This window comes from Propioniciclava soli (assembly GCF_014858005.1).
Lineage (GTDB): Bacteria > Actinomycetota > Actinomycetes > Propionibacteriales > Propionibacteriaceae > Propioniciclava > Propioniciclava soli.
The window spans coordinates 303436-316636 of the sequence record NZ_JACYOT010000004.1; the positions used below are offsets into that span (position 1 = coordinate 303436).

Annotated in this window: 14 protein-coding genes; all 14 read left to right on the plus strand. The window is 72.4% G+C overall.

The window, feature by feature from the left end:
* Positions 1-3: 3 nt before the first annotated feature.
* A complete protein-coding gene (thrH, locus tag IFY26_RS04155; RefSeq protein ID WP_232547730.1) occupies positions 4-612 on the plus strand; it encodes a bifunctional phosphoserine phosphatase/homoserine phosphotransferase ThrH in 609 nt (202 codons plus the stop codon).
* Complete coding sequence (locus tag IFY26_RS04160; protein ID WP_232547731.1) at positions 602-1858, plus strand: glycosyltransferase 87 family protein; 1257 nt, start codon at positions 602-604, stop codon at positions 1856-1858. Before thrH ends, IFY26_RS04160 begins: the two co-directional genes overlap by 11 nt.
* A gap of 84 nt (positions 1859-1942) precedes the next feature.
* Positions 1943-3919 carry a transcription termination factor Rho gene (rho, locus tag IFY26_RS04165; protein WP_332836143.1) on the plus strand — a complete coding sequence of 659 codons (1977 nt, stop codon included), beginning with the start codon at positions 1943-1945 and terminating at the stop codon, positions 3917-3919.
* 112 nt (positions 3920-4031) lie between these two features.
* Entirely contained in the window at positions 4032-5933 is a 1902-nt protein-coding gene (locus IFY26_RS04170) for a patatin-like phospholipase family protein (protein WP_232547732.1), read from the plus strand.
* A 127-nt stretch (positions 5934-6060) separates the two neighbouring features.
* Positions 6061-6270, plus strand: coding sequence for a 50S ribosomal protein L31 (gene rpmE, locus IFY26_RS04175; protein WP_232547733.1), 210 nt, complete (start codon positions 6061-6063; stop codon positions 6268-6270).
* Positions 6271-6372: 102 nt separating this feature from the next.
* Positions 6373-7446, plus strand: coding sequence for a peptide chain release factor 1 (prfA, locus tag IFY26_RS04180; RefSeq protein WP_232547734.1), 1074 nt, complete (start codon positions 6373-6375; stop codon positions 7444-7446).
* Between the two features lies 1 nt (position 7447).
* Positions 7448-8287, plus strand: coding sequence for a peptide chain release factor N(5)-glutamine methyltransferase (gene prmC / locus IFY26_RS04185; RefSeq protein ID WP_232547735.1), 840 nt, complete (start codon positions 7448-7450; stop codon positions 8285-8287).
* A complete protein-coding gene (locus tag IFY26_RS04190) occupies positions 8284-9024 on the plus strand; it encodes an L-threonylcarbamoyladenylate synthase (RefSeq protein WP_232547736.1) in 741 nt (246 codons plus the stop codon). The genes prmC and IFY26_RS04190 overlap by 4 nt, the downstream gene beginning before the upstream one ends.
* Positions 9025-10125, plus strand: coding sequence for a glycosyltransferase family 4 protein (locus tag IFY26_RS04195; protein WP_232547737.1), 1101 nt, complete (start codon positions 9025-9027; stop codon positions 10123-10125).
* Positions 10118-10561 (plus strand): hypothetical protein, encoded by a 444-nt coding sequence (locus tag IFY26_RS04200; RefSeq protein WP_232547738.1) that lies wholly within the window; start codon positions 10118-10120, stop codon positions 10559-10561. The genes IFY26_RS04195 and IFY26_RS04200 overlap by 8 nt, the downstream gene beginning before the upstream one ends.
* Before the next feature lie 177 nt (positions 10562-10738).
* Positions 10739-11551, plus strand: a complete 813-nt coding sequence (gene atpB, locus IFY26_RS04205) for a F0F1 ATP synthase subunit A (RefSeq protein WP_232547739.1) — start codon at positions 10739-10741, stop codon at positions 11549-11551.
* A 50-nt stretch (positions 11552-11601) separates the two neighbouring features.
* Positions 11602-11835, plus strand: coding sequence for an ATP synthase F0 subunit C (atpE, locus tag IFY26_RS04210; RefSeq protein ID WP_232547740.1), 234 nt, complete (start codon positions 11602-11604; stop codon positions 11833-11835).
* 14 nt (positions 11836-11849) lie between these two features.
* Positions 11850-12395 (plus strand): F0F1 ATP synthase subunit B, encoded by a 546-nt coding sequence (locus IFY26_RS04215; protein ID WP_232547741.1) that lies wholly within the window; start codon positions 11850-11852, stop codon positions 12393-12395.
* Entirely contained in the window at positions 12392-13186 is a 795-nt protein-coding gene (locus IFY26_RS04220; protein ID WP_232547742.1) for a F0F1 ATP synthase subunit delta, read from the plus strand. The genes IFY26_RS04215 and IFY26_RS04220 overlap by 4 nt, the downstream gene beginning before the upstream one ends.
* Positions 13187-13201 lie beyond the last annotated feature (15 nt).

Here is a 13201-nt window from a genome sequence, read left to right on the forward strand (position 1 = left end):
ACCGTGCTGGTGGCCTGTTTGGATCTCGAAGGGGTCCTCGTCCCGGAAATCTGGATCAACGTCGCCGAGGCGACCGGCATCGACGCGCTGCGCCTGACCACGCGCGACATCGCCGACTACGACGAGCTCATGGGGCACCGCCTGCGCACGCTGGATGCCCACGGCGTCACGCTGAGCCAGATCCAGACCGTGATTGCCGGCATGGGGCCGCTGCCCGGGGCGGCGGACTTCCTCGACTGGCTCCGCGCGCGGTTCCAGGTCGTGATCCTGTCCGACACCTTCTACCCGTTCGGCATGCCGCTCATGGCGCAGCTGGGGCACCCCACGCTGTTGTGCCACGACCTCGACGTGGCCGACGACCGCATCGTGGGCTACCGCCTGCGGCAGCGCGACCAGAAGACGAAGGCGGTGGCCGCGCTGCAGTCGCTGAACCTGACGGTGGTGGCCACCGGGGACTCCTACAACGACACGGGCATGCTGGCCCAGGCGGAGGCGGGGATCCTCTTCAGCCCGCCGGACAATGTCGTGGCCGAGTTCCCGCAGTACCCCGTGGCGCGGGACTACGCCGCTCTGCGCGCGGCCTTCGACGAGGCGGCCAGGCGTGTCGGGTGAGGCGGGCCTGACCCGGCGCGCGTGGGGCGCGGCTGTCATTCTGCTGCTGCCCCCGCTCGTGGCAGGGCTGTGGGTGGGGGCGACGACCATCGCCGGGGGGTCCGCCTTCCCGTGGGCGCCGGGGATGATCGATCTCGACGTCTACCGCCGCGCCGGCGAGGGCGTCCTCGCGGGCACGGACATCTACGACGCCGAGGGGCTGCCCTGGATCTACCCGCCGTTCGCCGCCTTCTTCGCCGTCCCCTTGACGCTCCTGCCGCTGGCGGCGGCGCAGGTGGTGTGGATCACCCTGACCGTGGTGCTCCTCATGGCGATCCTGTACCGCATGGGCCTCAGCGGCTGGCCGCTCTCGCTCGCCACGACGGCAGCGGTGCTCCTGGCCGAGCCGGTCGGCGAAACCCTCGGTTTCGGCCAGCTGGGCGGTCTGCTCGTGGCGGCCGCCGTGCTCGACGTCATGCCCGGCCCCCGCGTCTTCCGGCGCCGTCTCCTGCCCGAGGGATTCTGGGTGGGCGTGGCCACCGCGGTGAAGCTGACCCCGGCGACCGTGGCGGCCTACCAGTTCTTCGCCGGACGCCGCCGCCCCGGTCTGGTGGCGTTCGCCACCTTCGTGGGCGCGACCGCGCTGGGGGTGGCGCTCATGCCGGCCGGCTCACTCCACTACTGGGGTGGGTTGTTGGCCGGGGATTCGGGCATCAACAGCGGGATCCTGTTCAAGACGAACCAGTCGGTGATGGGGGTGTGGGCTCGGCTCTTCGGTGAGCTCAGCCGCGGCGGGCTCGTGGTCAGCGCCGTGGTGGCGGTGCTGGGGATCGCGATCGCCGTGCTGCTGCACAAGGCGTCCGAGGAGCGGCTGGGGATCCTGGTCGCAGGGCTCACCAGTCTGCTGGCCAGCCCGATCAGCTGGTCGCACCACTACGTGTGGATCGTGCCGCTGGCCGCGCTATTGCTCACCGATGCCGGGCTGAACGCGGGCCTGCGCGTCTTCGGCCTCGGTTACGCCTTGTGGGTGTGCAACGCGCCGTTCCACCGGCTCCCGGGGGGCGACGGTGCCGAGTTGGCGTACTCGGTCGGGGAGCAGGTGGTGGTGAACCTCGGGGTGGTGCTGGGGTTGGTCTTCATCGGGTGGTGCGGTGTGCTCGCCGTTCGGGCGCGCCGGGGTGATTCGACGGCGCTGCGGAGGCCCGTGCTAGCATCGGGGCGAGCGCACGAGCGCGGTGCCCCACAGATCGGGCCCGGCCGGCCCTGACGACGCGGCCGAAGATCTGATCCACTACCCCCGGGTGGAACCCCTCCACCTCGCCCGGCCACGCCGGTGCCCGAAAGGACTTTCGTGACCAACATCGACTCGATGCTCCTGCCCGACCTGAAGAAGGTCGCCGCATCGCTGGGCCTGCGCGGCGCCAGCGGGATGCGCAAGGCCGAGCTCGTCTCCGCGATCCGCTCCGCCCAGGGGGGCGGTGCCCGCGACAACGACGGCTCGCGCGAACAGGCCACCTCCGCCGGCACCGTGGCCGTCGCCGAGCGTGAGGACGCGCCGTCGGGCCGCCGCCGAGCCCGCCGCGAGCAGGGTGCCCCCGGATCCGGCGCCGACGACCGCTCCACCGATGACCTCGCCTCCCGCCTGGCAGGCCTCGACCGGCTCGGTTCCCGCTCCGAGGGTGGGGACGCCCCCGCCGACGGTGCCGGCGACGACGTCGCGTCCCGCCTGGCCGCCCTGGAGAAGGGCGGACGCCGCAACCGCGACGGTGGTCAGCGTGAGGGCAACCAGCGCGACGACGCGCAGCGTGACGGCGGCCGGGAGAGCGGCCGGGACGGTGGGGGGCGCTCCGACAACGCCCGAACCGAAAACGGGCGGTCCGAGAACGGCCGATCCGACAGCAATCGCGCGGAGAACAACCGCTCGGAGAACAACCGCTCCGACAACGCCCGGTCGGATGCGAACCGCTCCGAGGGCGGCCGCGGCGAGAACAACCGCGAGAGCCGTGAGGCGCGGACGGAGGCGACCGCGTCCGACGCGGGGGCGAACGACGACTACGGGCGTGACGATGACCTCGGGGGCAACAGCCGCCGCAACCGTCGGCGCCGCAACCGCGACCGCAACAACAACCGGCGCACCGGCCGGGGCGGCAGCGCGGGGCAGTTCGACCGGATGGAATCCGACCCGACCGTCACCGACGACGACGTCCTCGTGACCGTCTCCGGCATCCTCGACGTGCTGGACAGCTACGCCTTCGTGCGCACCTCGGGCTACCTGCCCGGCCCCAACGACGCGTACGTGTCGTTGTCGATGGTGCGCAAGCACGGCCTGCGCAAGGGCGACATCGTGACCGGTGCCATGCGCGCCCAGCGCGAGGGGGAGCGGCAGAAGTTCAGCCCGCTGGTGCGCATCGACACGGTCAACGCCGGTGACCCCATGTCGGGCAAGGACCGGCCCGAGTTCAACAAGCTGACCCCGCTCTACCCCCAGGAACGCCTCCGGCTGGAGACGACGCCCACCAACATGACCGGCCGCATCATCGACCTGGTGGCCCCCATCGGCAAGGGCCAGCGTGGCCTGATCGTCAGCCCGCCGAAGGCCGGCAAGACGATGGTGATGCAGTCCATCGCCAACGCCATCGCGCAGAACAATCCCGAGGTGCACCTCATGGTGGTGCTCGTGGACGAGCGCCCCGAAGAGGTCACCGACTTCCAGCGCTCGGTGCAGGGCGAGGTCATCGCGTCGACGTTCGACCGGCCGGCCGACGACCACACCACCGTCGCCGAACTGGCGATCGAGCGCGCGAAGCGCCTCGTGGAGAGCGGCCGCGACGTGGTGATCCTGCTGGACGGCATCACCCGCCTCTCGCGTGCCTACAACCTGGCCGCCCCGGCGTCCGGCCGCATCCTGTCCGGCGGTGTCGACTCGGCCGCGCTCTACCCGCCGAAGCGCTTCTTCGGCGCGGCGCGCAACGTGGAGAACGGCGGGTCGCTGACGATCCTGGCCACGGCGCTGGTCGAGACCGGCTCCAAGATGGACGACGTGATCTTCGAGGAGTTCAAGGGCACGGGCAACATGGAGCTGCGCCTGCGGCGCGAGATGGCCGACAAGCGCATCTTCCCCGCCATCGACGCGGTCGCCTCCGGCACGCGGCGGGAGGAGCAGCTGCTCACCCGCGAGGAACTCGCGATCATGTGGAAGCTCCGCCGCGTGTTGAGTGGGCTGGAGGACCAGGCGGCCCTCGAAATGCTCATCAACCGGCTCAAGAAGACCCAGACGAACCTCGAGTTCCTCCACGTCATCAGCCGCACGACGCCCAGCGCCGAGTGAAGCGACCTGGCGCCCGCCGCGCCGGTTGAGCGCGCCCGCTCCCGATCCTCCGGGGGCGGGCGCGCTGGCGTCCGGGCGGGTTTTGTCGGGGCCCCGTGACAGGATCGCCGGCATGGACCCCGACAGCCCGGCCGCCCCCGATCGCGAGTGCGACGTCATCATGCAGGGCGGCGTCACCTCCGGCGTCGTCTACCCCCGCGCGCTCGCCCGGTTCGCCCAGACCTACCGGCTGCGCTGCTTGGGTGGCTCGTCGGCGGGCGGCATCGCGGCGGCCCTCGCCGCCGCGGCCGAACATGGCCGCGCCTGCGGGGCTCCCGGCAGCGGCTTCGCCGGGCTCGCTGCGCTGCCCGACACGCTGGCCGGCGGGCGCCTGGCCGACCTGTTCCAGCCACAGCCCGCCACGCGCCCGCTGCTGCCGGTGCTGCTCGCCCTGAGCGGGCACGGCCGCGACGGACGCCGCACGTCCGGTCTGGCGCGGTGGGGGAGCGCGTCGCTGGCCCTGCTGGCCGGGTGGCCCCTGCACGCCGTCCTCGGTGCCGTTCCCGGCCTGCTCGGCTGGTGGTTGGCGCTGGCTGCCACCACCGGCTGGGCGACGGTGGGCACGGCCGCGCTGGCGAGCGTGGTGCTCGTGGCGGGTGTCGTGGTCGTCGTGGGTGTCGGCGCAGCGGCGACGCTGGGGCGCGCGGTGCCGGCCAACCTCTTCGGGGTGTGCACGGGGCGCAGCGAGGCTGCCCACGACGGGCCCGGTTTCACCGACTGGTTCGCCGAACGCCTGGACGCCCTGGCCGGCCGGACGGGGCGGGGGCCGTTGCTCCACGGCCACCTGTGGACGGGCTCGGACGAGGCCGCCTTCCGGCCGCCGGGGCAGCGCGAGGTCGATCTGCGCACCGTCAGCACCTGCCTGAGCCAGGGGCGCCCCTACGAGATGCCGTGGGAGTCGCGCGCCTTCTTCTACGAGCCGGCCGCCTGGCAGCGGTTGTTCGGCCCCGACGTCATGGCCGCCCTCGATGCCGCGCCGCCCGCGCGCCCCGCGGCGGCCGACCGCCACGACGCCTGGGCCTTCGAGGACGCGGCGGCCGCCGCGCGGCCGCGTCCGCTGCGCCGGTTGCCGGATCCGGCCCACCTGCCCGTCGTCGTCTCGGTGCGGCTCAGCGTCAGCTTCCCCCTGCTGGTCTCCGCCGTGCCGCTGTGGACGGTCGACCGCCGATCGGCTGTCACCACCGAGGCGGTGGCCGCGTTCCGGCGCGGTGCCGTCGGCCCGGCGCCGGAGTTCTGCGAGCTGTGGTTCACCGACGGCGGCTTCACCAGCAACTTTCCCGTCCACCTGTTCGACGAGGCGCTGCCCACCCGGCCGACCTTCGCCGTGCACCTGGGCACGTTCCTGCCCGGGCGGGAGCCCGACGCCGACGAGTCGGCGAACATCGAGTACGCCACCGACAACCGGCCGCTGCTGCCGAGCCACCGCCCCATCCCCGCCGCCGGCTGGGCCGGGCTGACGGCCTTCTTCGCCGCGGCGTTCGCCACGTCGCGGGAGTGGCCCGATGCGAGCCAGCTCGGGACGCCCGGGCTGCGGGATCGCATCGTGCGGGTGCTGCAGACCCCGGCGGAGGGCGGCCTCAATCTGCACATGCCGGACGCCGCCATCGCCTCCCTCGCCGCGCGGGGGGAGGCGGCGGCCGACGGGCTGGTGGTTATGTTCACCGAGCCCCACTACGCGGGGGGTACGACGGGGTGGGACAACCACCGCTGGGTGCGCTACCGGGCGCTGCTGGGGACGCTGCCGCGCTGGCTCACGTCCTGGGGGGCGGGACGGGCCGCCATGGCCGACCTGGACCCCGGTGATCCGCCCAGCTACCGGTTGGCGCGATCGGGGCGCCGCCTCGCCGCGGAGCTGGATGAGGTGCTCGGGGCTGGGGCGGACGCGGTGGGCGCGCCCGAGCACGCCGAGGGCGTCGCGGATCTGACCGCCGCGCCGCGTCCCCTGACCGTCCTGCGCCGCATGCCGCAGCTGTGAGCGGCGCGTTTGGGTAATGCCGCGGCGTGCGGCACAATGGGAGGTCGGTTCCGGTTCACGCCGCGGCTCTCCGCAGGGCCCAGCTCGACTGAGGCGACCCGGGCCGCACGAGACACCAGGAGAAATCATGAAGCAGGGTATCCACCCCGAGTACGTCGAGACGCAGGTCACGTGCACCTGCGGCAACACCTTCACCACGCACAGCACCAAGGGCGACGGCACCATCCGCGCCGAGGTGTGCTCCGCCTGCCACCCCTTCTACACGGGCAAGCAGAAGATCCTCGACACGGGCGGCCGCGTGGCCCGCTTCGAGAAGCGCTACGGCAACAAGAAGTAAGCCGTCGTCTGGGCGCCGGGTGGTGGGGGAGCATCCCCACCCCCGGCGCTTTGCGCGACCGGGCGCACGCCATCGGGAGCCGAGCGACACACAGGAGGGGTCATGTTCGAGGCTGCGGCCGGGCTGCGTGAGGAGTACGCGGCCCTGGAGAGCCAGCTCGCCGACCCCGCGACCCACGCCGACCTGGCGGTGGCGCGCCGCGCGGGGCGTCGTTACGCCGAGCTCACGCCCATCGTCTCGGCCCTGGCCGAGCACGAGCAGGTGACCGCCGACCTGGCGGCGGCCCGGGAGCTGGCCGCCGAAGACGCCGCGTTCGCCGACGAGGCAGCCTCGCTGGCGACTGCCCTCGACGGTGTCACCGAACGGCTGGCCGCCCTGTTGGCCCCCCGCGACCCGCACGACAGCGCCGATGCCCTGCTCGAGATCAAGTCGGGCGAGGGCGGTGAGGAGTCGGCGCTCTTCGCCGGCGACCTGTTCCGCATGTATGCCCGCTACGCCGAGCAACAGGGGTGGAAGGTCGAGGTGCTCGACGCCGTCGAGACCGACCTGGGCGGCTACAAGTCGCTCACCCTGGTGGTGAAGGCAACCGGCTCGGGGGCGGGGCCGCGCCCCTACGGCGTGCTGAAGTTCGAGGGCGGCGTCCACCGCGTGCAACGGGTTCCCGTCACCGAGACCCAGGGCCGCGTGCACACCTCGGCCGCCGGCGTCCTCGTGATGCCCGACCTGGAGGACGACACCGAGGTCGCGATCGACCCCGACGACCTGCGCATCGACGTGTACCGCAGCTCCGGCAAGGGCGGGCAGGGCGTCAACACGACCGACTCCGCGGTGCGGATCACCCATCTACCCACGGGCGTGGTCGTGACGTGCCAGAACGAGCGCTCCCAGTTGCAGAACAAGGCCTCGGCGCTGCGCATCCTGCGCGCCCGGCTGGTGGCCCACGCCGAGGAGCAGGCGGCTGCGGAGGCGTCCGCGAGCCGCCGCTCTCAGGTGCGCACGGTGGATCGCAGCGAGCGCATCCGCACCTACAACTTCGGCGAGAACCGCATCGCCGACCACCGCGTCGGCTACAAGGCCTACAACCTCGACCAAGTGCTGGCCGGCGACCTGCAGGCCGTCATCGATGCCCTGCAGGCGGCCGACCTCGCCGAGCGGCTCGGCGCCGTGGAGGGCTGAGGTGCGCCCCTCCGCCCTGGTCGCGCGGGTGAGCGCCGCGCTGGGGTCGGCCGCGGAGGCGCGCACGCTCGTCGCCCACGCGCTGGGCACGGAGCCCGCTCGCCTTCCGCTGGCCCCGGACGCCACCCCCGCCCAGATCGACCGGCTCGACGCGCTGGTCGGACGCCGCCACGCCGGGGAGCCGGTGCAACACCTCACCGGGGAGGCGTTCTTCCGCACCGTGCGCGTCGCGGTGGGGCCCGGGGTGTTCGTGCCCCGGCCCGAGACCGAGGTGATGACCGGCTGGGCGCTCGACCGGCTCGCCGAAGGGAATACAGCCGTACCCCGCGTGGTGGAGCTGTGTGCGGGCTCCGGCGCGATCAGCCTCGCGTTGGTCACGGAGCGACCCGGGCTCGACGCGCATGCCGTCGAGTTCAGCGCGGACGCCGTGGGCTACCTGCGGCGCAACCTGGCCGGGACGGGCGTCACGGTGGTGCACGGTGACATGGCGGACGCCTTCGGCGAGCTCGACGGCACGGTGGACCTCGTGATCGCCAACCCGCCCTACGTTCCGCTCGGGCACTGGGCCGACATGCCGGCCGACGTCCGCGACCACGACCCCCTCGAGGCGCTCGTCTCGGGTGAGGACGGCCTGGACGCGATGCGGGTGGTGGCCCGGGTGGCGGCCCGCCTGCTGCGGCCCGGCGGCTGGGTGTGTGCCGAGCACGCGGAGGTGCAGGAGCGCTCGGCGCCGGAGGTGTTCGTGCGCCACGGCGGCTTCGTCCGCGTGCGCGATGAGCGCGACCTGCTCGGCAGGCCGCGGTTCGTCACGGCCGTCCGGGCTGGCAGGATGGCCCCGTGAACGACCGCATCTGGAGCACCGGGGCCGATCTCGAGGCGGCCTACGACGCCGCCACGGACGCCGTGGCCGCGGGGCAGGTCATCGTGCTGCCCACCGACACCGTCTACGGGGTGGGGGCAGACGCCCTGAATGCCGAGGCGGTGCAGCGCCTGTTGGACGCCAAGCAGCGTGGCCGGGAGTTCCCCCCGCCGGTGCTGGTGGCGGAGGTGCCCATGCTCCGGGCGCTCGCCGAGGGCGTGGACGACCGCGTCCGGGCGCTGGCCGAGGCCTTCTGGCCGGGCGCGCTGACGCTCGTCCTGCGGTCGGCCCCCACCTTGCGGATGGATCTGGGGGATCGGGGCGACACCATCGCCGTCCGCGTGCCCGACCACGACCTCACGCGGGAGTTGCTGCGCCGCACCGGCCCGCTCGCGGTCAGCAGCGCCAACGTCCACGGCGCGGACGCCGCGCTCACCGCCGAGGACGCCGCCGCCCAGCTCGGCGATGCGGTGGCGGTCTACCTCGACGGGGGCCCCGGCAGTGGGCCGGTGCCGTCCACGATCGTCGACCTCACCGGCGAGCAGGCGCGGGTGCTTCGTGAGGGGCGCATCACCGTGGCCGACCTGAACAACGCCGTACCGGGGCTCATCCCCGAACCCGAGCCGGGGGCGGCTGAGCCGGAGGCGTCCGTGCCCGCAGAGGCCGTACCCGAACAGGTCGCACAGGGGGAGGCCGCACCGGAGGAGGGGAGCGCCTGAGTGCGCGAGTACCTGCTCGTCCTCCTCGTGGCCGCCGGGGTCACCTACGTCACGGCGAGCCTGGCCCGCCGCGTCGCCTTCCGCTACCAGGCGGTCGCGCTGGTGCGCGACCGGGACGTGCACACCAAGCCCATCCCGTACTTCGGCGGCATCGCGATGCTGGCCGGCACCACCGCGTCGCTGGTGCTGGCCACGAACCTCCCCTGGTTGGGGCGGTTCGAGCTGGTGCAGCGCGACGCGTGGGCGGTGTTCTGGGCGTGCGTGCTCATCGTGACCGTCGGCGTCGTCGACGACATGTTCGAGCTGGGCGCGCTGGCGAAGATGTCGGGGCAGGTGCTGGCCGCCGGCATCGTCGTCCTCAACGGCGTGAAGTTCTACTGGATCCCGTTGCCCGGCCGCATCATCTCCCTCGACGACGTGAGCGCCGTCGCCCTGGCCGTCTTCGTCATCGTCTTCTGCGTGAACGCCATCAACCTGATGGACGGCCTCGACGGGCTCGCCGCCGGGGTGGTCGCCATCGGCGCCGCAGCGTTCTTCGTCTACGCGTACCTGCTGAGTTTCGAACAGGATCTCGTGCGGGCGACGACCAGCTCCCTGCTCACCGTGGGGCTCGTGGGAGTCTGCCTGGGGTTCCTGCCCCACAACGTGCACCGGGCCCGCATGTTCATGGGCGACTCCGGGTCGATGCTGTTGGGCTTCTTGCTGGCGACCTCGATGATCTCGCTCACGGGGCAGCTCGACCCGTCCCGCATCGACGCCCACGAGGCCGCGTTCACCAGCGCCTACCTGCCCCTCATCCTGCCTGTCGCCGCCATGGCGCTGCCGTTCATCGACCTGGTGAGCGCGTACGTCCGTCGCACGATCGCCGGCAAGCTGTGGTTCCAGGCCGACAAGCAGCACCTGCACCACCGGATGCTCCAGCGCGGGCACTCCCACGGTGCCGCCGTCGCGCTGTTGTGGCTGTGGTCGGCCGTCATTGCGTTCGGGGTCGTGGCGATCGGCATCACCGAGGCGTGGTGGGCCTGGGCCCTGCTGCTGGGCGGCATCGTCCTCGCGGCCGGGTTGACGTTCCGCCGACGCGAGGTGGGTGCGGGTGTCTGACAAGCCGATGAGCCCCGCCGCCCGGCGCGCGCAGCGTCTGCTGGTGGGCGGGCTGGCGGGGGGCCACCTGGTCGCCCTGGCCGTGGTGGCGGGGTTCGCCGTGGCCGGTGGGGCCTCCGCGGCGGCGTCGGCCCTGCTGGGGGCGGGGGCCACGCTGGTGTTCTACACGGTCGGGCTCGGCGTCCAGGTCGCCGTCGCGGACGCCCCACCGCGGACGGTGCTGTGGGCATCCCTGGCGTCCTACGTGCTGCGCGTGAGCGTGTTCGGCCTCCTCCTCGGCGTCGCGCTCACCCGGGTGGACGCCCAGGCCTGGGTGGATGACGTGGCGTTGGTGGTGGGCACCATCGGGGCCCTGCTGGGCTGGCTGGTGGCCGAGGTGTGGGTGTACTCCCGCCTCCGCATCCCCACCTACGACGAGCCTCGCCACGATGGCTGAATCTCCGCCCGGCTGATGTGACTCCGCTCCGGGGCGCTGCTAGGGTTTCTCCCGATGGACGGGCGGTCTGCCCGCACGCCCGCCGCGCGGGTGTCGCGCATGCACCGCCTGCTCCAGGCAGGGCGCTCAGAGTTGCGCTCGGTTGGGCGCGCACACCACGAGGGTCGAGGAGGCAGCATGGGCGGAGTGATCCCTCCCTTGGAGGCGGAGTTCTGGCCGCCGGGGGAGCACAGCTTCGACTCACGCCCCCTGCTGCCCGGCGTGCTGCCGGACTGGGTGAACAACCACGCGTTCCAGGCCGTCTTCAGCGTCGTCCTCGTGATTCTGTTCTGGTGGTGGATGACGCGTCGTCAGACGATCGTCCCCGGGCGCAAGCAGGCGGTGGGCGAGATGCTCTACGACCTGATCCGCAACGGCATCGCGCGTGACATTCTCGGCCCCCAGTTCCGCGCCTATCTGCCCTTCCTGGTGGCGCTGTTCTCGTTCATCTGGGTGAACAACCTGTTCGGCCAGTTCTTCTTGTTCATGTTCCCGACGATGTCGAAGATCGGCTACGTCTGGGCGTTGGCGCTGATCGCGTGGTTGGTCTACAACGGCGCGGGCATCCGCAAGCACGGGTTCTTCGGCTACCTCAAGCATGCGACGCTGCCGGCGGGGGTCCCCAAGTTCCTGTGGTGGCTCATCATCCCGTTGGAGTTCCTGTCCAACATCATCGTCCGGCCGCTCACCCTCGGTCTGCGTCTGTTCGCCAACCTGTTCGCCGGCCACCTGGTCATCGTCGTGTTCGTCGTGGGTGGCACGCTGCTGCTGACGGCGACGGAACCGTTGGCCGGGTTCTCCGTGCCGCTGCTGACCACCGCCGGCGTCGTCTCGTTGTTGTTCAGCTTCGCGATCTTCGCCCTGGAGCTCCTCATCGGTGCCATCCAGGCGTACATCTTCACCGTCCTGACCGCCCAGTACGTGGCCTCGGCGATCGCCGAGGACCACTGACCCAACCCGTCTTTCGCCCGAAAGAAACCGTCCGAAAGGAACCAACACCCATGCTCCCCACTCTGCTGGAGATCAACATCAACGGCTCGATCAACATGATCGGCTACGCGCTGGCGACCCTCGGCCCGGCCATCGGCGTGGCGTGGATCTTCGCATCGGTCATCAACGGCACGGCGCGTCAGCCCGAGGCCCGTGGCGCCATGATGGGCACCGCGTGGATCGGCTTCGCCGTGGTCGAGGCGCTCGCCATCATCGGCATCGCCCTCGCCTTCGTGCTGCAGTGATCTGAGGATCGCCCATGCTGCCCCTTGCAGGAGAATCACCGCTGGGCCCGCTCCTCCCCGAACACTGGGAGGAGTTCTGGATCGGGCTGGCGCTCTTCGCGATCGTGTACTTCGCGATCGCGAAGTTCATCGTCCCGAAGTTCGAGCAGACGTACGCGGAGCGCACCGCCGCCATCCAGGGCGGCATCGAGAAGGCGGAGGCCGCGCAGGCCGAGGCGTCCGCCGCGCTCGAGGAGTACCGCGCCCAGCTCGCCACCGCTCGCGACGAGGCCTCCCGCATCCGTGAGGAGGCCAAGACCCAGGGTGCGGCGATCATCGCCGACATGCGCCAGCAGGCGGCCGACGAGTCGAATCGCATGCTCGCCAACGCGAAGGCACAGATCGACGCCGAGCGCGCCGCGGCCGTCAACGCGCTGCGCACCGAGGTGGGCGGGCTGGCCACCACACTGGCCGGCCGGATCGTCGGGGAGTCCCTCGACGACGACGAGCGCGCCCGCCGCACGGTCGACCGCTTCATCGCCGACCTCGAGCAGCAGCCCGCCGGGGTGGAGCACGCATGAGCGCCGCCGCCGCCTCCCGGCTCTCGGCCCTCGACGGCGTCCTGGACGCGCGGACGCCCAGCGTCACGCTCGCCCTGGAGCTGTTCGAGTTGGCGGACGCCATCGCCGTCCAGCCGGCGCTGCGGCGTGCGTTGACCGATCCCGGGACGCCGGACGACGCGCGTGCCGACCTGGTGGGGGCGCTGTTCGGCCCCCGCACGGGGCCGGACGCCGTGGCCGTGCTCGCCGAGACCGCGCGGACGCGCTGGTCGACGCCGCGGGAGTTCGTCGCCGCTCTCGAGCGCCAGGCCGTCCGGGCCCTGCTCGTGACGGCGCAGGGCAACGGCGAGCTGGACGAGGTGGAGGACCAGCTGTTCCACATCGAGCGGCTGGTGGACGCGCACCCCGACCTCCGCTCGGCGATCAGCGACCGACGCAGCAGCCTCACCGCCCGGGCCGACCTGATCGGCGGTCTGGTGGACGGGCGAGTTCTCCCCGTCGTCGCGCAACTGGCGAGGCGCGCCGTCGCCGCCCACCGCCGGACGTTCGCGCTGACGGTGGAGGAGTACCTCACCCTCGCCGCCGACCTGCGTTCGCGGGCCGTGGCGACCGTCGAGGTGGCGCGACCCCTCACCGACGAGCAGCTTGACCGCCTCACCACCGCGCTCAGCCGCCAGGCCGGGCGCGACGTCACCGTGCGGGTGGTCGTCGATCCGTCGGTGATCGGCGGGGCACGGGTGACGCTCGGTGACGAGGTCATCGAGGGCACCGTCGCCGGACGCCTGCACGACGCCCACCGCAAGCTGGGCTGACCCCACTCACGTACC

What these genes read in the sequence shown, in the direction of transcription:
- IFY26_RS04170 (WP_232547732.1), top strand. Translation starts at nt 4,032, where the DNA reads ATGGACCCCGACAGCCCGGCCGCCCCCGATCGCGAGTGCGACGTCATC.
- rpmE (WP_232547733.1), top strand. Translation starts at nt 6,061, where the DNA reads ATGAAGCAGGGTATCCACCCCGAGTACGTCGAGACGCAGGTCACGTGC.
- prfA (WP_232547734.1), top strand. Translation starts at nt 6,373, where the DNA reads ATGTTCGAGGCTGCGGCCGGGCTGCGTGAGGAGTACGCGGCCCTGGAG.
- atpB (WP_232547739.1), top strand. Translation starts at nt 10,739, where the DNA reads ATGGGCGGAGTGATCCCTCCCTTGGAGGCGGAGTTCTGGCCGCCGGGG.
- atpE (WP_232547740.1), top strand. Translation starts at nt 11,602, where the DNA reads ATGCTCCCCACTCTGCTGGAGATCAACATCAACGGCTCGATCAACATG.
- IFY26_RS04215 (WP_232547741.1), top strand. Translation starts at nt 11,850, where the DNA reads ATGCTGCCCCTTGCAGGAGAATCACCGCTGGGCCCGCTCCTCCCCGAA.
- IFY26_RS04220 (WP_232547742.1), top strand. Translation starts at nt 12,392, where the DNA reads ATGAGCGCCGCCGCCGCCTCCCGGCTCTCGGCCCTCGACGGCGTCCTG.